This window comes from Floccifex sp. (assembly GCF_051873555.1).
Lineage (GTDB): Bacteria > Bacillota_I > Bacilli_A > Erysipelotrichales > Erysipelotrichaceae > Floccifex.
The window spans coordinates 1-20,207 of sequence record NZ_JBJEEY010000081.1 but is presented as its reverse complement, the minus strand read 5'-3'; the positions used below and the strand labels follow the sequence as shown (position 1 = coordinate 20,207).

The following is a 20,207-nucleotide window of genomic DNA, read 5'->3' as shown; positions in this document are numbered from 1 at the left end:
AAAAAAATGTAGCTTTGTGCTACATTATTTCATACAAGCATCCACAAAAGGATATGGACAAATATCTTTAATCAACAATTTTTTTTCTTTTCCAGTATTCGAATACCAAATCACTTCTTTATCCGATTCAAACATCTCACTCATCACTTGCCGGCAAATAAAACAAGAAGGCTGAATGTCAGGTGAATCACAAAGAACATAGATTTTTTCAAAATCAAATGGTTTATAGCCAGAAGCAATCGCATTAAATATCGCAACGCGTTCTGCACATATAGTGGCTCCATAGGATGCATTTTCAATATTTACACCATAAAATTCTTTTCCATCTTTCATCACAACAATACTGGAAACACGGAAATGAGAATATGGACTATAAGAATTTTCAAGTAATTTCAAACACTTTTCAAACATAATAAACTTTCTATAATGGATTTCTTGTCACGTTTTCTAAACAATTGTGTGCAATCATTTCATCAATAATTTGATCGGGCAAATATAAAGAAGGATCTTTCTTTAATTCAAAGCGACCCATATCCTGTAAGGCTTCCGCAACAAAGCGAGAACAGAAATAAGAATCTTCAAAGTGATGACGAATATGGAATAAACATAATAAAACACCCAAAGAAGAATATTTTAAATTCTTTCTTTTTTCGCATTCTTCAATTTTATGTTTTAAAATATCATATTCTTCTTTTGAAATTTTAAATTGAATGGAAAAACTTTTGTTTTTTCTTCTTTTTTTGTGACGCTTAGGATATTCTTTTCGAAATCCTTTTTTATTAAAACTGTAAAAATATTCTCCATCCGATTCTAAAGACATAGAAACATGGGAATAGTTGTGTCCAAATAAATATAATAATAAATAGGAAATAAAGTTGTGATATGTAGTAAATAATAAAGTCACTTTTTTTTCTTTCATTTTTTAATCTCCCTAACTTTAATTTTACAAAATCACAATATATTGCGCAATAGAAAAATGAGTAAGTTCAAATGAACTCACTCGAATTTATTTTTTATTCTTTTTATGTAAAATTAATCCAATCAACATTGCATTGATACTGGAAGTCATCATAGAAATCCATAATCCTGCATTTCCAATCAATCCTGTATTTGTTTTATTGGAATTTTCTTTCTTAGAATTATCTTTTACTACTTCTTTCTTTACCACTTCAAATTCAGTAGTAGCTTCACCAGTTTCAGAAACAATACTAATTGTATGTTTACCAGCTTTTAAAGTAGAAACAAAATCTTTATTCAGTGTAACAATAATACTTCCCTCTTTCACTGTATAATGTTTTGAATCTAATGTTTCTCCATCTAATTTTACATATTTAAATTCATTATATGAAGCATTGGAAGTAAAAGACAATGCTTTCTTTTCTCCTTGTGTTACACTTTGTCCTTTTCCAGCAATGATTTCTGGAGCCAGTCTGGAAATAATGGTATCTTCGAATGAAATTTCTTTGGTTCCATTTTCATCTGAGAAATACTTTTCACAATCTATACAATACCAATATTCAATATTTCCTGCTTTTGCTACTGTTGCTTCTTTGGCATCAAAATGTTTAAGATTATGATTTTTTAATTCACCATATTCTTGTCCACAAATACGACATTTTGATTTTTCTATACAAGTTGCCTGACTACCTTTATGAGTATGTTTACCAACTTTTGACCATTCATTACTTGCAACTTCAACAACTTCATATCCACAAATTGTATCTGGAATAGCAACATTCGTTTTTTCATTTCCTAATTTAATTTCAGTAATAGTAACCTCATTGTTATTTAGGCTATATTTTACTCGTGTTGTATTATTTGGAATTGCATCCATACCAATAGATAAATCTTCTTTATCAGGCAGGAATATACAATCAAGAGCTCGACAATTACTAAAAGCATACTTACCGATAGAAGTTACACTATAAGGAATAACTATGCTTGTAAGATCAGTTGAGGAGAAAGCTTGTTGTCCAATCAATGTCACACCATCAGGGATGTCTATGCTTGTAATTTTACATCCAAGAAAAGCATAAGTTCCTATAGTTTTCAGTTTTGAATTCTCTCCAAATTCAATATTTGTAATTTTCTCACAACCCGCAAAAGCAGAAATGCCAATTGATTCAACATTAGAAGGAATATATATGCTTGTAAGACTGTCACACTTATTAAAAGAGTTGTTTCCAATCGATGTTACACTTTCAGGAATTGTTACACTTTTAAGGCCTGAACAATTCTGAAAAGTATTTTCACTAATCGAAGTAACACCATATGGAATATCTATAGACTTAAGAGCATTACAATTGTAAAAAGCACTAACACCAATTGATGTTAACTGTGAATTGGCTTCAAATGTGATATTTTCCATATAAATACATTCTTTGAAAGCAGATTCTCCAATCGTTGTAACACTATTTGGTATTGTGATACTTGTAAATGCACAACTACCAAAAGCAACAATCCCAATAGATGTAACACTATTTGGAATCGTTATATTTGTAAGTTTATCGCATCTAAAGAAAGCACAATACCCAATAGATGTCACAGTATCAGGAATAGTATAGGATGCTACAGCTTTTCCTTGAGGATATCGAATCAATTCTGTTTGATTCTTATTAAACAATATACCATCTTGTGATGAATAATTTATATTATTAACATCAACTTGAATGTTTGTAAGACTTGTACATCCATTAAAAGCAGTACTATCAATAAAAGTAACACTAGCTGGAATTGTTATTTTTGTAAGAGAAGTACAACTTTGAAAAGCAGCATTTCCAATGGATCCAACTCCATTTTCGATTGTTACATTAGATAGATTACTGCAAAAACATAAAAGCATTTTGTGCAATCGCTGTAACAGTTCTACCTTCTATTTGTGATGGAATGACAACATTTCCACCACTACCAATATATCCAGTAATTGTTACTTGATTATCAGATATTAAATATGTAAAATTTCCATCTGTTTCTGCAGATATTGTCATGGTACCAACATGCATATTGTACATATAGCACATAGTATGCTTAATAATTTCTTCTTCATAATTATATTCTCCAATCTCTTTATAAAATAAACTTATATTTGTTTTAACTTTTTTTTGTTTCTTATCAAGAAAAAAAAGAGCTTTCGCTCTTAGTATCGTTTAATTTGATCGACAATGGATTGATTTTTTGCTGCATTCATATTATCGATAACTTTGCTTCCAGCTCCTGTTTTTGTTAACTGGATATAGACTTGTCCTTCAACTGGATGCGCATCATCTACTATATAAGTAAAAGAAGCAATTTCTAAATCATACATTTTTCCATCTTCTGTATTTGTAAAATAAGTGGAAATTGGACAAATGGAATCGACAATTGAATAAGCACTTTCACAAATTGAAGATGCTTTTTCACTATTGGCATCATCTACAATATCCAATGAAATACGAAGCGTAGCACTCTTTAAATTCACTTCTATATTTTCAACTCCATCAATAGAAGCCAGCTGACTCTCAATATCCTTAATCATGCTGGAACTAATTTCTGGATTTAAATCTTCTTTTCCAAATCGATCTCCTGTTACTGGTTTATTTTGACCGCCAATACTTGTCAATAAAACATAAGCTACAATAGCACAAGGAATGGCGATGATAATTATTGTAAACCATACAAGTTTATGACCTTGTTTTGGCTTTTTTTCTTTGACTGTATTACTGAACTTTTGTGGTTTTTTTACTTTCTTCATTTGTTTTGCCATAAAATTTCAAACCTCCGATTTCATTATAACACAAGAAAACTATAAAGTAGAAATGACAGTACAATCTGTTTCATTCTCTTTCCTTTGAATCACAATATAAGTTTCATTATTATTTTTAATCGTAACCGTATATCGACAATCCATTTGTGTAAATAAACTTAAATTTTCTTTAGCCGTTTGCCCCATTGCCAAGATTTCTCCCGTGGATTTAGCATGTGCTTCAATGGTAATCAATACCTTTTTACAAGCCGATCCCTCATATTTTGCTTTGGCAGTCACAAACGTATAATCTGTTAATACATCGATAACACAGTTTTTATACGCATCAAATTCACTGGCCATCGATGCATCTAATGAATTAATGCTGGCACTTGGAATTAATACCCATTGTTCGTCTATATCATCAAATGTTCCTTGTCCTCCATTAAAGAAACCAGTACGAGCATAGCCTCCATATAAATCTGATGTATCATCTAACACATAGCCACATACATAGATAGGAATACTTGAAGTAATTTCATTAAATCTTTCTCTCATATAGGAAACCAGTTTATTAGCGGTTACATCAAAATATGAATTCAGTTGTTCCTTTTCAATTTGAACTTCTGTATTTGAATCCAAATACAAAGATCCATTTAACACCAAAGACAAAGAAATTCCTTTTAAAGTATCTCCAGCATACCAATCCAGTTCATAAATATCCACTAAAATAACAGGCCCCGTTGAAATCCCATTTCCCGTATCAAATTCTTCATCTGAACTTGGATTCAAACCAATAGGATTGTCATCTCTTAGTGTCCCCAATAATCCACGTGAACCATCCGTGGCATCTAATTCATCATAATCCAAAAAAGTATGGGTTTTAAAAGTCACTTTTGAAGGATCAAAATATGTTTTGGATAAATCCATCAAACCACTTTCAATTTGTACACGACAATCTAAATCTGAAATCAAACTCGCATGTTTAACACGGGTGTCACTGTCTTGAAATGGCATAGAAGCCGCATAGTCTCCTGTATATAAAGCTGTCGATGTATTGGAAAAAAGGGAACAGCCACATAAAGCCAATACCAACATGAAACATAAACCAATTTTTTTCATAAACACTCCTGCAAGCATTATAACACTTTTTATCGTTTTTTTAGAGAAGGATGCAACGCATTTAATTTTTTTATGCCATATTTTCTTTCAAACGCAATGGTCGCAATATTTCCTTCTACCTTAATAATCACACCTTGACCATATACACTATGCTCAACAATATCTCCTTTACGATAACGAACTCTTGATTTTGGTTTTTCTAAAACCGCTTCTTTTGGTGATTCTTCTTTATCTAAATTCGTATATTGTTTTGGTATTTCTAACACAAATCGACTCGGTGTTTTATAAGTTTCCAACATATAACTATAACCACGATTCCATGAAATACATAAAAACTCTTTGGCACGTGTCATGGCAACATAGCACAGGCGTCTTTCTTCTTCTAAAGACTGGTTTCCACCTTCTTGTATAGAACGAGCACTTGGAAAAACACTTTCATTAAAATTCACAATAAAAACAGCTTTAAACTCCAATCCCTTAGCGGCGTGAACAGTCATCAAAGAAATGGAATTCATTTTTTCTTCCTGGCTTTTATCTGTAAACAAAGCAATTTCTTGTAAATATTCTTCTAAAGAATAATCTGGATTTTCTTTCAGATTCATGGCAATATCTTGTTTCAATTCCTTTAAGTTTTCAATACGATCTTCTTCATTTTCATCTTCCAGCATTTTCAAATAACCCGTTTCTTCTAAGACAAACTGGAAAAAATCTTCTAAAGAATAATCTTCTCTATGACTTCTTAAAGATTCAATTAATTCTACAAATTGTTTACATTTATTATGAATTGTAGAAGACACATCTTGTGCATCTTTCATCACTTCTAATAAATTTTTATTTTGATTCATTGCCTGTTGCTGCAACTTCTCAATTGTTTTTTCACCAATTTTTCGTCTAGGACGATTGATGATACGAACAATTGCTAAATCCAAAGACATTTGTTCTGGATCTTTTTCATCGGGTTTAGTACACAATTTTAAATACGACAACATATCTTTAATTTCTTGTCTCTCATAGAAACGAATGCCCCCGTAAATGCGATAAGGAATTCCCGTTTTTCGTAAAACTTGTTCAAAAGCTCGAGAAGAAAAATTAGATCGATATAAAATTGCCATATCTGAAAAATCATAGCCTTGTTTCTTTAATTCCAAAATTTGACGAGCTACATATAAAGGCTCTTCACTATCATCCTGACTTTGATTCATTACAATTTTCTGATTTCCATCAATCGTTGAAAACAAATCTTTTTGAATTCGATTTTTATTAAATCGAATCAATTCATTACTGGCATCTAGAATCGGTTGAATCGAACGATAATTCTGATTTAAAATCACTGTTTTACAAGAAGGAAAATCTTTATCAAAGCGCATAATAATATCGACACTGGCTCCTCGCCACGTATAAATTGTCTGATCTGGATCCCCTACAACACATAGAAATGCATTTTTTCTTGTTAAATAGCGAATAATTTCATATTGCACATAGTCCACATCCTGAAATTCATCGACATGAATATAATCCAGTCTTCTTTGCCATTTTAAGCGAACGGTTTCATCAGTTTTCAATAAACGATGGGCTTCCAATAATAAATCATCAAAATCCATGGCACGCATTTCTTTACGCTTTACCTCATATTTTTTATATAAACAAGCAATCACTTCCTGTGTTTCATCCATTGCCATAGAAAAAGCCATTTCAGGATCGACTCCACCTGTTTTATATCCAGAAATATGGCTTAAAACTTTAGAAAAAGGAAGAGCTTTGACTTGTATATCCATTTGTTTATAAAAAGGACGAAGAATAACTTTTTGATCGTCACTATCTAAAATGGTAAACGAAGATGGATAGTCAATGCATTGTGCATCTTCTCGTAAAATACGAACACACAGAGAATGTATCGTTGAAATACGAACCATATAGGCATCGTCATTTAAAATTGCATGCAACCTTTCTTTCATTTCATTGGTAGCTTTATTTGTAAAAGTAATAGCTAAAATACGATTGGGCCAGATGCCACATTCTTTAACTAAATACGCAATACGAGCCATTAAAACACGAGTCTTACCCGAACCTGCTCCTGCAATAATTCGTACATGCTGATTCATGGTTGTGACTGCATCTTTTTGTTTGTCATTTAATTGATTAAGTATTTCCATATTTATTCCATTTCTAATTGAAATTCACTTTCTTTAATGCATTGTGTTAAATAAGGAATCAAATTTTCAGATTCACACACACAATGAAAATATAATTTTTCTTGTTGTGAAAGAATAGCTTCTACAACAAAATAATTTTGTTCTGGATACGTTACAATTTGTATTTTTTTATTTTGATAAACAATTTCTTTTTCTTTATTTAATTCCTCAATTTTCGTACAAATATTATCTTGTTTACTTGCCTGAATCAAATAATGCCACTTTGTATCCTCTACAAAAGGTGCACTTAAACACAAAGCCTGATTCACATAATCATAACTTCTTTCTGCCATTCCATGACAAACCACTTTGACATTATCAAATAAATGATATCCTTCTTTCATTCGATATTGCATAACTTCTTCTTCCATTTGAATACCACGTTCTATTTTTGATTTTCTTTGTAGTATAGTACAAATTTGTTGATATTCTTTTATTGGTAAAGAAATCAATGAATCCATTTCATAAGCAATTTCAACACAATCACAAATCATTTTTGCATATTTAATTGATTCTTCATTCATCAAAGAAAATTTACCCGCTCCATAATTGGCTAAATAATACAATGCAACATTTTTATAATACAAAGCATCCTTATCAAAATGATTCCATACATAAAAATAAGACAACAAATCTTTTGGATCCATATCCCTGAACTCTTGTAAATCCAAACGAGAAATTGGCGTTAAAATGGTATTTTTATTTGATAATGGCAAGAAAAACGTATGTTCATACATATAATTTTGTGCCTGCATTTCCTGATTCTTTAACAACAAGTCCTTTAAATACACAATTTCATCTTCATAAATAGAAACCAAAGATTCAAAATTTCCATCATAATACAAATCATCTTTTAATTCATAGACACCTTGAACTTCTTCTTGAATATCCATAAAAAATTCCACTACAAAAGCATGGAATCCGGGACCCGCAAATCGAGTTGTTGCACTTAAAATTAAACTATTCCCTTCTTCTGTTACTTTAATATTTCCTTGTGGACAAACCCGTATTTCCACATAATCGTTTTTATCTTCAATTTGGATAGCTTCTCTTTGACACAATAAACCCAATACTTCATATAATTCATTTTTTTGTTTTTCATTTCGATTGCGACAAAATAACTGAACAAACATACTGAGACCTCCAATCAAGTTTTTATATTATATCACACTCGCTAATTTCTAAACAATGCGATATAATCAAATCATGAATCAAGTAAGCAATCAATGGAAAGACTATGAAATCATCGATACAGGAAACAAAGAAAAACTTGAAAGATGGAATCAAATTATTTTAAGAAGACCCGATCCTGTTTGTATCTGGCCAATTGAAGATGAATCCAAATGGGAAAAAGCCGATGCCATTTATCATCGATCAAAATCAGGCGGTGGTCAATGGGAATTTAAAAAACCACTGAAAGAATTTTGGACCATTGGCTATAAAGATTTACGCTTTAAAATCAGTCCCACAGGATTTAAACACACTGGATTATTTCCAGAACAAGCCGCTAACTGGGACTTTATGAGCAAAGTTATTCAGGAAAGTAACTTAGATCAAATTCGAATCTTAAATTTATTTGCATATACTGGAGGTGCAACCATGGCATGTGCAAAAGCCGGAGCTAGTGAAGTGGTACATGTTGATGCGTCTAAGGGAATGGTACAATGGGCAAAAGAAAATATGGTTTTATCGCATTTAGAAGACCACAAAATCCGTTTTATTGTCGATGATTGTTTGAAATTTGTAAAAAGAGAACAAAGAAGAGGAAGAACTTATCATGGAATTATAATGGATCCACCTAGTTATGGAAGAGGACCAAACGGAGAATTATGGAAATTAGAAGATCAATTATTTGAATTGATTATGACTTGCCAGCAAATTTTGGATCCCGATGCTTTATTTTTTATTGTGAATTGTTATACAACCGGTTTTTCTTGTTCGACATTACAACAAACACTGGCGCATTCCATTCAAAAAGAAAGAAAAGGACAAGTGGAAGTAGGAGAAAACTTATTACCAGTTTCTCATTCAAATGATGTACTTCCATGTGGTATTTTTGGACGATGGACAAAATAAAATTATTTAAAAAGAAGCCTGTAATTTTTACGGTACATGGATTTGGTAAAAAATTAAGTCATGAATTTGATCCCATTGCACAATATCTAAAAAAGAAACACTATGAAGTCATTCAATTTGATATGTATGATTTAAAAGATACAGAAGATGTAGATTATAGAATCTGGATTCAAAAAGCTGAAAACAAACTACAAGAACAACTTCAAAAGAAAAAAGAAATAATTGTTCTTGGATTTAGTATGGGTGGTGTCATTGCTTCTTATTTGGCATCAATTTATCCCGTTAAAAAACTGATTCTTTGTGCGCCTGCTTTTCAATACCTGGATTTTTCAAAAATTACGGCTCAAGGCGTAAAATTATTCAAAAATATGTCCAAAGGAAAAGAAAGTACATCCATGTCTTCTTCGCAAACAAAAGCTTTTACAGAAATTGTAAGTCACTATAAAACTTCTATTGAACACGTAAATTGTCCGGTTTATTTTCTTCATGGAAGCGATGATGAAGTGATTCCTGTAGAAAGTTCAAGAAATGCCTATAAACAAGTCAATGGATATAAGCGAATGTTTGTGATTGAAGGAGGATTTCATCGATTTTTATATGATGGAAGAATGGAACAAAGTGCATTTGTTTTAATTGAACAAATGATTTTAGGAAATATTTAATGGCGAAGAATTTTCTTCGCCATTTTCTTTATCTATATTCCTGTAACATCTGTAACTTAAGATCCAATAATTTTTCACTTAAATCTACATAATATTCCTGTGGATACGTAAAACGTTTGATTTCATCCCATAACGTATCCATTTCTCTTTGCGAATAATCACGAATACCTTTTAAAGTCGGTAGCTCATAAACCAATTGTCCATTTTTGAAAATTGGAACCAGTAAATTACGTAATTCATAGCTGCCAGCTTCAATGGTCTTATTTTTCCATTTTGACATTGCATGATAAATCGTTAAATCTTTTTCTGGATCCAGTACTTCATCTTCTAAAGTCATGATATCCGCTAATGCTTTTCCCGTTTCCTTGTCCAAAATACGATATAAATTTTTTATACCCGGATTTGTGACTTTTTCCACATTGTCACTAATTTTAATTTTTGGAACCATAACCCCATTTTCTTCAGCTGCAACCATCTTATAAACACCACCAAAAACTGGACTATTCTTTGAGCAGATTAAGTTTTCTCCCACTCCAAAGGAATCAATTTTTGCGCCTTGTTGCTGAATCAAAGACGTAATCACATATTCATCCAATGAATTAGAAATCACAATACTGCAATCCTGCATACCATTGGCATCCAATTCTTTTCGACATTTCTTAGATAAATACGCAATATCACCACTATCAATTCGAACACCTTTTAATCGATAGCCATTTGGTTCTAAATATTCTTTTGCCACTTTAATAGCATTTTTAATACCCGATTTTAAAGTACTATATGTATCAATTAATAAAGTACAACTATTTGGATATGTCTTGGCATAAAATAAAAATGCTTCATATTCACTTGGAAAGCTTTGCACAAAAGAATGTGCCATTGTACCTAAAGCAGGCATTCCATATTCTTTTCCTGCATATGTAGTTGCAGTTCCAGCACAACCTGCAATATAAGCAGCTCTTGCACCATAAATAGCTGCATCAAAGTTATGAGCACGACGGGCTCCAAATTCCATAACCGCTCTTCCTTCGCTGGCTTGTACAATTCGACGTGCCTTTGTGGCAATCAATGTCTGATGATTTAATGTTAATAAAAGAGCTGTTTCCACTAATTGCGCTTCAATAATAGGGGCTTTGACACGAACTAGTGGTTCATAAGGAAACACAGGTGTTCCTTCTGGAGTGGCATCAATATCTCCGGTAAAACGAACAGTTGATAAATATTCAAGAAATTCTTCTGAAAACGTATTTGTGGAACGCAAATAATCAATGTCTCCTTTACTGAAATGCAAATTTTTAACATAATCGATGGCTTGTTCTAATCCGGCAAAAACACAGAATCCACCATCATCTGGATTTCTTCGATAAAATAAATCGAATGCGACTTGTTTATCTTTTCCTTGATTGAAATAACATTGACTCATTGTCAATTCGTAAAAATCCATTACAAGGGTTAAATTTCTTTTTTCACTCATAATCTTGTCTCCTTATGGTCAATTATACTCTGATTTTTAAAAAATCAAAATAAAAAACAAGACAAGTGTCTTGTCATTGTTCTTCGATTTGAATCTGCCCATTATTTTGAACATATTCATAATATTTTTCTTCCAGTTCCTTTTGAAAATCCGGATTACTCTTAATATAAAGCTTGGCAGCTTCTCTACCTTGGCCAATTTTATCACCATTATAGCTAAACCAGGCACCAGCTTTTTTTACAATACCGGCATTGACACACATATCCAATAATTCCGATAAATAAGAAATTCCTTCACCATACATAATTTCGATAACAGCTTGCTTGAAAGGAGGCGCCACTTTATTCTTGACAACCTTGATTTTTACTTTATTTCCCACAATTTCGGAACCATTTTTAATCACATCAGCTTTGCGAATGTCTACACGAACCGATGCATAAAATTTCAGAGCACGTCCTCCAGGCGTTGTTTCTGGATTTCCATAGAAAACTCCAACTTTTTCACGCAACTGATTAATAAAAATAGCTGTGCATTCTTGATGATTCATAGCACCTGCCAACTTACGCATAGCCTTTGACATCATACGTGCCTGTGCCCCAACTTGAAGATCCCCCATTTCTCCGTCCAATTCCACTTGTGGAACCAATGCAGCTACTGAATCCACAACAATTAAATCAATAGCGCCTGAGCGAATCAGCATTTCACAAATATTCAGGGCTTGTTCTCCACTGTCAGGTTGAGACAAAATCAATTCATCAATATTAACACCTAAATTTTTGGCATAGACAGGATCAATGGCATTTTCAGCATCTATGAAAGCTGCTCGCCCCCCCTTTTTTTGCACTTCCGCAATGGCATGCAAAGCCAAAGTAGTTTTCCCACTGGATTCAGGTCCATAAATTTCAATAATACGTCCCTTTGGATATCCACCTACACCTAAAGCCTGATCCAATAAAAGACTACCTGATGGAATGGGTTCAATATCGACATTGGGGCGATCTCCCAATTTCATGACCGACCCTTTTCCATATTCTTTTTCAATATCTTTTAAAACATCTTCTAATAATTTATCTTTGTTGTCTTGCATTTTTACTCCATTTCTAATTGATTCACAAGGATTTCAATCATTTCATCTACCACTTTTTGACGAAGGTCATTTCGTTTCATGCCCTCAAATTGAAACGAATACACTTCGACACCTTTTTTCGATGCTAACCCACAATAGACTAAACCTGCTTTTTTATTTTCCATAGCCTGTGGTCCTGCATTTCCAGTAAATGAAAGCGCATAATCACTTTGTGTGATTGCTAATGTATTTTTTGCCATTTGATACGCACATGGCTTTGAAACCACGCCATATGTATCAATAACCATTTGATCTACATGAGCCAATATATGTTTCATTGCACTTTGATATGTAACAAATCCACCTTTTAAAACTTGACTGGCCCCGGGAACAGAAGCAATGGTTGCCATTGCCAACCCAGCCGTTAATGATTCACAACAAGAAATGGTTTCTTGTTTTTTTGTCAGTAATTCAACCAGTTTTTCTTTCATACTACATACTTTCTAAAACATATTTTCTTAATTTATAAAAATAAATCCATCCACTGTATAAAGAAGCAATGGTTGCACACCATAATAAAATGGAACCCAATGGAAGATTAAAAAACGCAAACGGCCAGTTTTTTAATAATAAAACCGCAATCGCAATCATTTGCAATACCGTCTTTACTTTTCCAGGCATCCCTGCACTAACCACTTTACCATGTTGACTGGCAATCATGCGAAGTCCATCTACCACTAAATCACGAGCAATCATTAATAAAACTGCCACAACATTGGCTTGATGTGTATATACCATTAAAATCAATAAAGTATTCACTAACATTTTATCGGCAATGGGATCGGCAAATTTTCCAAAAGAAGTAATCAAATTTTCCCGTCGCGCAATTTGTCCATCCAGCATATCCGTAATCGATGCCCCAACAAAAACCAGAAACGCCAATATATCGCGTAAAGCCAATCCTGTCGTTTGTGAAAAAACACAGAAATCAGGGCTGATACATAAATAAATAATTACAACAACAGGAACCAGTAAAATTCGTAAGCATGTCAACTTATTTGGTAAATTCATTGAAGCCACCTCTATTCTTCTTCAAGTTCTTCTTCTGTTTCTTGTTTTGTTGAATCTGAATTAAATTCAACAACAAATGTATAATCCGCTGGTGTATCTAAATACCAGTAATCTTCACAAAATTCTATATCTTCACTTTCTACTGTTACTTTATTTTGTGCATAGGTTCCAATTTCCAGAATAATTGTACAATCCTGTGAAACCGAAACTGTTTCTTCAAATGTACCATTATATAAAACCGTTTCAGAACCAGCAACCAATGCATCGTCCACATAAATAGCAACCGTACTTTCTTCAGGTAAATCCACTGTAAAATGAATGTCTTTCGTTTCAGAAAGATTGTAGATTCGCCAAATATTTTCATCTCGATCATCAAGATCAATTTTCATAGCTTTTTTAGCTTTTTCCTGTTGAAATTGTTTGGCAAGTGCTTCGGTTTCTTTTTCTTTTTGTGCCAACTCCTCTTGCACCTGTCTTTCATATTCCGCTTGTTGTCTAGAAGCCATTATATCCGTAAAGATATTAAAAACAATCAAAAATACAAAAGCGATGGCTCCCATCATAATAATTCGACTAAACCGATAAGACCCTGAAATCTTATATGAAAGCCATTTAAAAACTGACTTATTCTTCTTTTTTTTATTGCTTGTTGCCGGACGCATCGAAGAAGCAATTTTCTTTTGAGCCTGGGTAATAGCATGATTTTTTGAACGTGCATAGGCATGGATGTCCTGATCTACTTCCTGTTGCACGACAACCCAATTCACTCCAATGGCATCACAATATGCATGTATAAAATATCGAACAAATGAATAATCATTCGCAAAAATATCTAAGTTATGTTCTTCTATGGCTAAAATAAAATTTGGGTCCAGGCGAGTTTGTGAACAGACATCTTCGATTGTTAAATTGAGACTCAATCGTCTTTGCCGTAATAATTGATAATACGTCACACCAATACCCCCTTAGCGTGTTTATTATAACAAGAAAAACTATAAAAAAATAGATAAATTATCTTATTCCTTTTCCTTCTTACAACCCATCAAAATAAAAGCCAATGGTTGTAAAAACACAAGAAGCAGGTAAAAGAATACATTCTTTTTACAAGCTTTGCACACATAATAACATATAGTCAGCCAATAACACACAAAAACAATTCCACATCCTATAAATAAAATAGCTCCTATCCAGTCCATTTTCATAAACCAGCAAAGTACACATATAAAAAACGATCCAGAATAGATATAAAAGATATTGGTTTTCTGAAGAGTTTTTAAAAGACTATAAGAACCATAAAATGGAATCATGCTTTTCCATGCAGCAATATTTAATTTCTGAAAAACAAAACATCTTGTAACTAAACAAAGAATATAAAACATAAATACATAAATCATCGTCTTCACCTTCTTTTATTATAGCACAGAAAAAAGCTCATTTCTGAGCTTTCATTCCACAATATGTTCCAAACCCTGTCCAATAATATTATAAACATGATCATCAGCCAATGAATAATAAACTGTTTTTCCATCTCTTCTGGATTTTACCAATTTATTTTGTTTTAAAATACGAAGTTGATGACTAATTGCGGATTGGGTCATATTCAATGCCTGTGCAATATCACATACACATACCTCGGCTTCAAATAAAACAATTAAAATTCTCAAACGTGTAGAATCCCCAAATACCTTAAACAATTCTGCTAAATCATAAATCACATCTTCTTTGGGACTATGTTCATTGACAAAATCCACTAAATTTTCATGTACATGATGTTCCTGACAACAATCAATTTCATTTTTTGACATATTCATCCTTTCTAAATTCGAAGAGCTCGAATCGCATTTAATACCGCAATGACCATAACACCCACATCCGCAAAAATTGCTATCCACATATTGGCAATTCCAAGTGCCCCTAAAACAAGACACAAAACTTTTATACCAATGGCAAAATATATATTTTGATATACAATACGAATGCATTTACGAGCCACTTGAATGGCTTTTCCAATTTTTAATGGATCATCATCCATTAAAACCACATCCGCTGCTTCAATAGCCGCATCACTTCCCAAAGCTCCCATGGCAATACCGATATCAGCTCTTGTTAAAACTGGTGCATCATTGATACCATCACCAACAAAAACAAGTTGATCCTTTTTGTTTTTATTCTTCAACAATTCCTCAACTTTTTCAACTTTCTGAGCCGGTAAAAGCTGTGTATAAACCAAATCCATTCCCAATTCATCCGCTACTTCTTTTCCAACTCCTTCATGATCTCCAGTCAACATCACTGTTTTTTGAATTCCAAGTTTCTTTAAATTTGAAACAGCTTGTTTTGATGTTTCTTTGATTTCATCTGCAATTAAAATTGCACCTGCATAAACAGAATCAATGGCTACATAAACAATGGTTGCACTTTTTGAAATGACAGGGACTTCAATACAATATTGATTCATCAATTTTATATTCCCTGCTAAAACAGAATGCCCATTCATTTGACATACAATACCATGACCACTGATTTCCTGTACATCTTTAACACAAGAAGAATCAATTTCTTTTCCATAAGCACGAATCAAAGACTGACTAATAGGATGACTGGAAAACGATTCCGCATGGGCTGCATACATTAAAATGTCTTCTTTTTTATATTGACCTTCTATAACATCAATAACTTCAAATGTTCCTTTTGTCAGAGTTCCTGTTTTATCAAAGACTACAATCTTTGCATTTGCCAAAGCTTCTAAATAATTCGAGCCCTTTACCAATACACCTTCATGACTGGCACAGCCAATACCGGCAAAGAAACTTAATGGAATGCTGATGACAAGAGCACATGGACAGCTAATGACTAAAAAAGTCAAGGCTCTAAAAATCCAGTCACTCCATCTTGGATTCATTGATAGTAATAGAGAAATAACAGGTGGAACAATTGCTAAAAATAAAGCAGCATAACATACAGCAGGTGTATAATAACGAGCAAATTTTGAAATAAAATTTTCGGATTTTGATTTTCGTGAACTCGCATTTTCTACTAAATCCAAAATCTTTGAAACAGTACTTTCCATAAATTCTTTTGTAGTTTGAATCAATAAAACACCACTTAAATTAATACAACCCGAAATCACTTCTTCTTGTTCATGAATATCTCTTGGAACACTTTCACCTGTTAAAGCCGATGTATCCAAAGTAGAATTCCCTTGAATCACAATACCATCAATTGGCACTTTTTCCCCTGGCTTGACTTGAATAATCGTTCCTATTTCCACTTCATCTGGATCTACTTTTTGCCATATACCATCTATTTCTACATTCGCATAATCTGGACGAATATCCATGAGTGCTCCAATATTTCTTCTGGACTTTCCAATCGCATAGCTTTGAAACAATTCTCCAATTTGATAAAACAACATGACCGCAACCCCTTCTAAATAATCTTGAAGCAACAAAGCGCCAATAGTGGCAACAGCCATTAAAAAGTTTTCGTCAAAGACTTGTTTCTTTAAAATACCTTTCCATGCTTTTTTTAAAATATCATATCCAATGACAATATATGGAATCAAATAAAGAATAGTTGGGCATTTAAAAAAAGAAATAATGCCACATAAAAGAAATGAAACAATAATTCGAAGCAATACTTTCTTTTGTTTTTTTGTCATACATCCTCCTATTGAACATTTGAACAATTGTTCATATTTAAACGAAAGGAAAAAGTACGAACCCGTACTTTATTTCTTCCAGAAAATTTCACAATCATCTTCTACAATTTTACAATTCTTTTCAACTTCTGGCATAACCACATCCGGTGTAAATCCTTCTTCAAATTCTACAATCATTTTCAATGCCATAAAATTTACAGTTGCATTTTTTACACCCTTTGTCTGTTTGGCAGCCAATTCCATTTTATTAGCACAATTCGCACAATCTACATCAATTTTATATGTTTTTTTCATAAGCCCTCCATAATTGAATACTTGTTCATGTGTTTGTTTATTCAATTATATAAAACTTACCTTTTTTCGTCAATTCTTTTTTTGAAAAAGAAAACCACAAACCAGCCAATGCATAAACCAAGAAACATGCCGGCTAATACATCACTAGGAAAATGAACATATAAATATAATCGAGAAAATGCAATGAAAAGAGCAATCAATAAAACCAGATATTTTCCTTTTTGATTCATCAAAAATAAAATCATTACACAAACAAAGGAAGCAGCAGTATGACCAGATGGAAAAGAAGGATCTCTTGGCTTTGGTATTAATAAATGGATGTCATTGTATGTAAATGGTCTTAATCGATGGATTAAAGGTTTTAATATTCCATTGCATAGAATCAAATCTAAGAGTAAACCAATACCCAGCAAAATTCCGATTTTGCGTGTTTTCTTAAAAAAAAGAAAACAAATTGTTAATGTGATCCAAATCATTCCGTTGTTTCCCAGTGTTGTAAAGAAAACCATAATAGAATCTAAAAATGGATTCTGTATTTGTTGAATGGCATTTAAAATATATAATTCAAATGAAATCATTTCTTTAAAGTCTCTCCAATTGAAAAAGCTTTTCCTTTGATATCTCCAAAAGAATAATACAAATGATGAATAGGATCAAATAAAAGTGGTTTTAATTTTGAAATGTCAATTTCTCCATTGGTTAATACATCTTCACTAGCACATACATTGACAATTTCACCTGTTAAAATTTCATCTTTATAGGATTTCAATTTACATTCCAAACTCATTTTCAAATCCAAAAGAATGGGTGCATTTACATTTTCACTTTTTTGAATGGAAAAATTTGTTCTTTCCATTTTATCCGGTACTTGATTTTGTGAAACAATGCCGACATAATCACATGCCACAATGCACTCTTCAGTCGCAAATCCAATAGTAAAAGCTTTTGTTTGTAATATATTTTCAGTGGTTTTATGATGTGCCAGTGAAATAGTAACTTCATGCGTATCACTAATCATTGCCCAGGCTGCATTCATCGCATTGGGATTTCCTTTTTCATCATATGTACCAATAATACATACAGGCATTGGAAGAAGCCAGGGCTTTGCGCTAAAATTTTTCCAGTTCATATTATTTTTCCTTTCGTTTCAATGTCTTTATATAATCTTTTTGTGACTGTGATAATAAACGACTTTCTCTGGCTTTTTGAATTGTTTTATTGTGAATCCAAATCGATAAAACAGAATCTTCTAATACTTTTTTCGCATTGTCAAAGTCTTTTAATAAAGCCGTACAAAAATACCAGGCAATCATCATATTCACGTAATATTCTTCACTTTGAATAGAATAAACCAAAGAATAATATTCTTTTTGACAATAATGTTTCATCAACATCAAAATGCCAAAGCGAATGGTATAAACATGCTTAGACGAAATCCATTCTTGAATTTTAAAAAAATCTTCTTTCTTGTTTCCAAATCCTACAGGATTCATAGAATCACAAACTGCCCAGTTATCAACATAAGGAAGAAATTGATTGATTTTTTCTAAACACAAAGACAAGTCTTTAATTTTTGAAATATAAATACCATGTAACATATTTTCTTCATAATATGTATGCGGTAATTGATCTAAGAAATTTCCTATGTCTGTATGCATAGATGCATATTTACGCAAAACAGGAACTCGTATACCAATAATAGTTGATGCATCAATAGTAGGTACTAATTTAGCATGAAAAGAAGCATAGGTTTCATCTTTATAAGTTAATAATTCCTGAATATCTACCATATTATCATTATAAAAAAAACAAGCCTGTAGTTAAAGCTTGTTTTCATCTTTCATAAATATAAGTGCAATACTACGAACTGTTACAAATAAAACACCGGCTACTGGCCAGATAATCCATGTTCGATCCCATCGATTGGAATAAAAACTAGTTGCCAGATAAATTGCTACAATTAAGCACCAGTAAGCCCCATCAAATAAATCTAGTTTTTTATTGCGAATTTTTTCTTCTTTACAATATTCTCCTTCTTGTAAAAGCATATCATAGCCACCTTTGATCATAGATACCTTCACAATTCTATATACATCAATGGATACTAGAATCAAAATAATGGCTACACAACTTGTCATAAAGAATTCAGAAAATTCTAATAGAGATATCACAATCAATGGAAGAGCTGAAAGTATACACAAAACAACCCCAAGAGCAATGCTTTGTGTAAATACAGGTGCAAATGCTTTTTGTTTTTCTTTTATTAAACCTGTTACTCCATATTCCGTTTCAAAGCATTCTTTTTCCAAATATGAAAATTGTTCTTCTTTCATTCCATTTGAAATAAAGGTATAAACCGCTATGGCGACCATTACAAATAAAACAAACATACCAAAAGCCATTCTAACATTTTCTTTTCCATCAATTCCTGACAAAAAAATCAATGTAGCTGGACTTAAGATACATAAACTTACGCCTCGAGCAATCCTATTCGCACTTATTTGACGCATATTTAAAAATTCATTGGCTTGTTCCATTGTGACTTTACGAATAGAAATACCATTTTCTTCGTTTTGCACAGATGGAACAGACTCCATTTCTTCTTTTAATAAATAATCCGTACTTACACCAAATAAATCGGCCATTTCGATTATGCGTTTAATATCTGGAATAGATTGTGCACTTTCCCATTTTGATACAGCTTGACGAGAAACATGCAGCAAATTCGCAAAATCTTCTTGTGACCATCCATTCTTTTTTCTTTCTTCTATGATTTTATCCGCTAACAACATAAACTCTCCTCCTGAACTGTCTGGTAGTGTCAAAAATCGGCATTTCGATAAAAATACACAACCCTCTAAATTTTTA

General features: G+C 32.4%; 23 protein-coding genes. 2 read left to right on the top strand and 21 right to left on the bottom strand.

Annotation, left to right across the window (positions count from 1 at the left end):
- Positions 1-24 precede the first annotated feature (24 nt).
- The 8 genes from cdd to ACI32A_RS04910 form a co-directional block, all read right to left on the bottom strand.
- Positions 25-411 carry a cytidine deaminase gene (gene cdd, locus ACI32A_RS04945; protein ID WP_439753924.1) on the bottom strand — a complete coding sequence of 129 codons (387 nt, stop codon included), beginning with the start codon at positions 409-411 and terminating at the stop codon, positions 25-27.
- Positions 412-421: 10 nt separating this feature from the next.
- Positions 422-919, bottom strand: a complete 498-nt coding sequence (locus tag ACI32A_RS04940; RefSeq protein WP_439753923.1) for a hypothetical protein — start codon at positions 917-919, stop codon at positions 422-424.
- 87 nt (positions 920-1,006) lie between these two features.
- Positions 1,007-2,842, bottom strand: a complete 1,836-nt coding sequence (locus tag ACI32A_RS04935; protein ID WP_439753922.1) for a leucine-rich repeat domain-containing protein — start codon at positions 2,840-2,842, stop codon at positions 1,007-1,009.
- A complete protein-coding gene (locus ACI32A_RS04930; protein WP_439753921.1) occupies positions 2,820-3,002 on the bottom strand; it encodes a hypothetical protein in 183 nt (60 codons plus the stop codon). Before ACI32A_RS04930 ends, ACI32A_RS04935 begins: the two co-directional genes overlap by 23 nt.
- 134 nt (positions 3,003-3,136) lie before the next feature.
- Positions 3,137-3,742 carry a hypothetical protein gene (locus ACI32A_RS04925; RefSeq protein ID WP_439753920.1) on the bottom strand — a complete coding sequence of 202 codons (606 nt, stop codon included), beginning with the start codon at positions 3,740-3,742 and terminating at the stop codon, positions 3,137-3,139.
- Positions 3,743-3,781: 39 nt separating this feature from the next.
- A complete protein-coding gene (locus ACI32A_RS04920) occupies positions 3,782-4,843 on the bottom strand; it encodes a CamS family sex pheromone protein (protein ID WP_439753919.1) in 1,062 nt (353 codons plus the stop codon).
- Positions 4,844-4,872: 29 nt separating this feature from the next.
- A complete protein-coding gene (locus ACI32A_RS04915; RefSeq protein WP_439753918.1) occupies positions 4,873-6,996 on the bottom strand; it encodes an ATP-dependent helicase in 2,124 nt (707 codons plus the stop codon).
- A 2-nt stretch (positions 6,997-6,998) separates the two neighbouring features.
- Complete coding sequence (locus ACI32A_RS04910; protein ID WP_439753917.1) at positions 6,999-8,168, bottom strand: hypothetical protein; 1,170 nt, start codon at positions 8,166-8,168, stop codon at positions 6,999-7,001.
- Positions 8,169-8,241: 73 nt separating this feature from the next.
- Between ACI32A_RS04910 and ACI32A_RS04905 the strand changes: the two genes are divergently transcribed.
- Positions 8,242-9,111, top strand: coding sequence for a class I SAM-dependent methyltransferase (locus tag ACI32A_RS04905; protein WP_439753916.1), 870 nt, complete (start codon positions 8,242-8,244; stop codon positions 9,109-9,111).
- Positions 9,099-9,773 carry an alpha/beta hydrolase gene (locus ACI32A_RS04900; RefSeq protein WP_439753915.1) on the top strand — a complete coding sequence of 225 codons (675 nt, stop codon included), beginning with the start codon at positions 9,099-9,101 and terminating at the stop codon, positions 9,771-9,773. The genes ACI32A_RS04905 and ACI32A_RS04900 overlap by 13 nt, the downstream gene beginning before the upstream one ends.
- Before the next feature lie 28 nt (positions 9,774-9,801).
- On the opposite strand, the gene ACI32A_RS04895 is transcribed toward ACI32A_RS04900, so the two are convergent.
- The 13 genes from ACI32A_RS04895 to ACI32A_RS04835 all read right to left on the bottom strand — a co-directional run.
- On the bottom strand, positions 9,802-11,247 hold the full coding sequence (locus tag ACI32A_RS04895) for a nicotinate phosphoribosyltransferase (protein WP_439753914.1): 1,446 nt from the start codon (positions 11,245-11,247) through the stop codon (positions 9,802-9,804).
- Between the two features lie 73 nt (positions 11,248-11,320).
- Positions 11,321-12,334: a recombinase RecA gene (gene recA / locus ACI32A_RS04890; RefSeq protein ID WP_439753913.1), complete on the bottom strand. Its 1,014-nt coding sequence runs from the start codon at positions 12,332-12,334 to the stop codon at positions 11,321-11,323.
- Between the two features lie 2 nt (positions 12,335-12,336).
- Entirely contained in the window at positions 12,337-12,804 is a 468-nt protein-coding gene (locus ACI32A_RS04885; RefSeq protein WP_439753912.1) for a CinA family protein, read from the bottom strand.
- A 1-nt stretch (position 12,805) separates the two neighbouring features.
- On the bottom strand, positions 12,806-13,384 hold the full coding sequence (pgsA, locus tag ACI32A_RS04880; protein ID WP_439753911.1) for a CDP-diacylglycerol--glycerol-3-phosphate 3-phosphatidyltransferase: 579 nt from the start codon (positions 13,382-13,384) through the stop codon (positions 12,806-12,808).
- A gap of 11 nt (positions 13,385-13,395) precedes the next feature.
- Complete coding sequence (locus tag ACI32A_RS04875; protein ID WP_439753910.1) at positions 13,396-14,337, bottom strand: helix-turn-helix domain-containing protein; 942 nt, start codon at positions 14,335-14,337, stop codon at positions 13,396-13,398.
- 63 nt (positions 14,338-14,400) lie between these two features.
- Positions 14,401-14,778 carry a hypothetical protein gene (locus tag ACI32A_RS04870; protein WP_439753909.1) on the bottom strand — a complete coding sequence of 126 codons (378 nt, stop codon included), beginning with the start codon at positions 14,776-14,778 and terminating at the stop codon, positions 14,401-14,403.
- A 51-nt stretch (positions 14,779-14,829) separates the two neighbouring features.
- Positions 14,830-15,189: an ArsR/SmtB family transcription factor gene (locus tag ACI32A_RS04865; RefSeq protein WP_439753908.1), complete on the bottom strand. Its 360-nt coding sequence runs from the start codon at positions 15,187-15,189 to the stop codon at positions 14,830-14,832.
- Positions 15,190-15,200: 11 nt separating this feature from the next.
- A complete protein-coding gene (locus ACI32A_RS04860) occupies positions 15,201-17,045 on the bottom strand; it encodes a heavy metal translocating P-type ATPase (protein ID WP_439753907.1) in 1,845 nt (614 codons plus the stop codon).
- Between the two features lie 69 nt (positions 17,046-17,114).
- On the bottom strand, positions 17,115-17,339 hold the full coding sequence (locus ACI32A_RS04855; RefSeq protein WP_439753906.1) for a cation transporter: 225 nt from the start codon (positions 17,337-17,339) through the stop codon (positions 17,115-17,117).
- 56 nt (positions 17,340-17,395) lie between these two features.
- Positions 17,396-17,917, bottom strand: a complete 522-nt coding sequence (locus ACI32A_RS04850; RefSeq protein ID WP_439753905.1) for a phosphatase PAP2 family protein — start codon at positions 17,915-17,917, stop codon at positions 17,396-17,398.
- Complete coding sequence (locus tag ACI32A_RS04845) at positions 17,914-18,468, bottom strand: flavin reductase family protein (RefSeq protein ID WP_439753904.1); 555 nt, start codon at positions 18,466-18,468, stop codon at positions 17,914-17,916. The genes ACI32A_RS04850 and ACI32A_RS04845 overlap by 4 nt, the downstream gene beginning before the upstream one ends.
- Before the next feature lies 1 nt (position 18,469).
- Positions 18,470-19,129, bottom strand: a complete 660-nt coding sequence (locus tag ACI32A_RS04840) for a DNA alkylation repair protein (protein WP_439753903.1) — start codon at positions 19,127-19,129, stop codon at positions 18,470-18,472.
- A 30-nt stretch (positions 19,130-19,159) separates the two neighbouring features.
- Positions 19,160-20,207, bottom strand: a 1,048-nt coding sequence (locus ACI32A_RS04835; RefSeq protein WP_439753902.1) for a helix-turn-helix domain-containing protein, incomplete at its 5' end; no start/stop codon positions are given.

What these genes read in the sequence shown, in the direction of transcription:
- cdd (WP_439753924.1), bottom strand. Translation starts at nt 411, where the DNA reads ATGTTTGAAAAGTGTTTGAAATTACTTGAAAATTCTTATAGTCCATAT.
- ACI32A_RS04940 (WP_439753923.1), bottom strand. Translation starts at nt 919, where the DNA reads ATGAAAGAAAAAAAAGTGACTTTATTATTTACTACATATCACAACTTT.
- ACI32A_RS04935 (WP_439753922.1), bottom strand. Translation starts at nt 2,842, where the DNA reads ATGCTTTTATGTTTTTGCAGTAATCTATCTAATGTAACAATCGAAAAT.
- ACI32A_RS04930 (WP_439753921.1), bottom strand. Translation starts at nt 3,002, where the DNA reads ATGCATGTTGGTACCATGACAATATCTGCAGAAACAGATGGAAATTTT.
- ACI32A_RS04925 (WP_439753920.1), bottom strand. Translation starts at nt 3,742, where the DNA reads ATGGCAAAACAAATGAAGAAAGTAAAAAAACCACAAAAGTTCAGTAAT.
- ACI32A_RS04920 (WP_439753919.1), bottom strand. Translation starts at nt 4,843, where the DNA reads ATGAAAAAAATTGGTTTATGTTTCATGTTGGTATTGGCTTTATGTGGC.
- ACI32A_RS04915 (WP_439753918.1), bottom strand. Translation starts at nt 6,996, where the DNA reads ATGGAAATACTTAATCAATTAAATGACAAACAAAAAGATGCAGTCACA.
- ACI32A_RS04910 (WP_439753917.1), bottom strand. Translation starts at nt 8,168, where the DNA reads ATGTTTGTTCAGTTATTTTGTCGCAATCGAAATGAAAAACAAAAAAAT.
- ACI32A_RS04905 (WP_439753916.1), top strand. Translation starts at nt 8,242, where the DNA reads ATGAATCAAGTAAGCAATCAATGGAAAGACTATGAAATCATCGATACA.
- ACI32A_RS04900 (WP_439753915.1), top strand. Translation starts at nt 9,099, where the DNA reads ATGGACAAAATAAAATTATTTAAAAAGAAGCCTGTAATTTTTACGGTA.
- ACI32A_RS04895 (WP_439753914.1), bottom strand. Translation starts at nt 11,247, where the DNA reads ATGAGTGAAAAAAGAAATTTAACCCTTGTAATGGATTTTTACGAATTG.
- recA (WP_439753913.1), bottom strand. Translation starts at nt 12,334, where the DNA reads ATGCAAGACAACAAAGATAAATTATTAGAAGATGTTTTAAAAGATATT.
- ACI32A_RS04885 (WP_439753912.1), bottom strand. Translation starts at nt 12,804, where the DNA reads ATGAAAGAAAAACTGGTTGAATTACTGACAAAAAAACAAGAAACCATT.
- pgsA (WP_439753911.1), bottom strand. Translation starts at nt 13,384, where the DNA reads ATGAATTTACCAAATAAGTTGACATGCTTACGAATTTTACTGGTTCCT.
- ACI32A_RS04870 (WP_439753909.1), bottom strand. Translation starts at nt 14,778, where the DNA reads ATGATTTATGTATTTATGTTTTATATTCTTTGTTTAGTTACAAGATGT.
- ACI32A_RS04865 (WP_439753908.1), bottom strand. Translation starts at nt 15,189, where the DNA reads ATGTCAAAAAATGAAATTGATTGTTGTCAGGAACATCATGTACATGAA.
- ACI32A_RS04860 (WP_439753907.1), bottom strand. Translation starts at nt 17,045, where the DNA reads ATGACAAAAAAACAAAAGAAAGTATTGCTTCGAATTATTGTTTCATTT.
- ACI32A_RS04855 (WP_439753906.1), bottom strand. Translation starts at nt 17,339, where the DNA reads ATGAAAAAAACATATAAAATTGATGTAGATTGTGCGAATTGTGCTAAT.
- ACI32A_RS04850 (WP_439753905.1), bottom strand. Translation starts at nt 17,917, where the DNA reads ATGATTTCATTTGAATTATATATTTTAAATGCCATTCAACAAATACAG.
- ACI32A_RS04845 (WP_439753904.1), bottom strand. Translation starts at nt 18,468, where the DNA reads ATGAACTGGAAAAATTTTAGCGCAAAGCCCTGGCTTCTTCCAATGCCT.
- ACI32A_RS04840 (WP_439753903.1), bottom strand. Translation starts at nt 19,129, where the DNA reads ATGGTAGATATTCAGGAATTATTAACTTATAAAGATGAAACCTATGCT.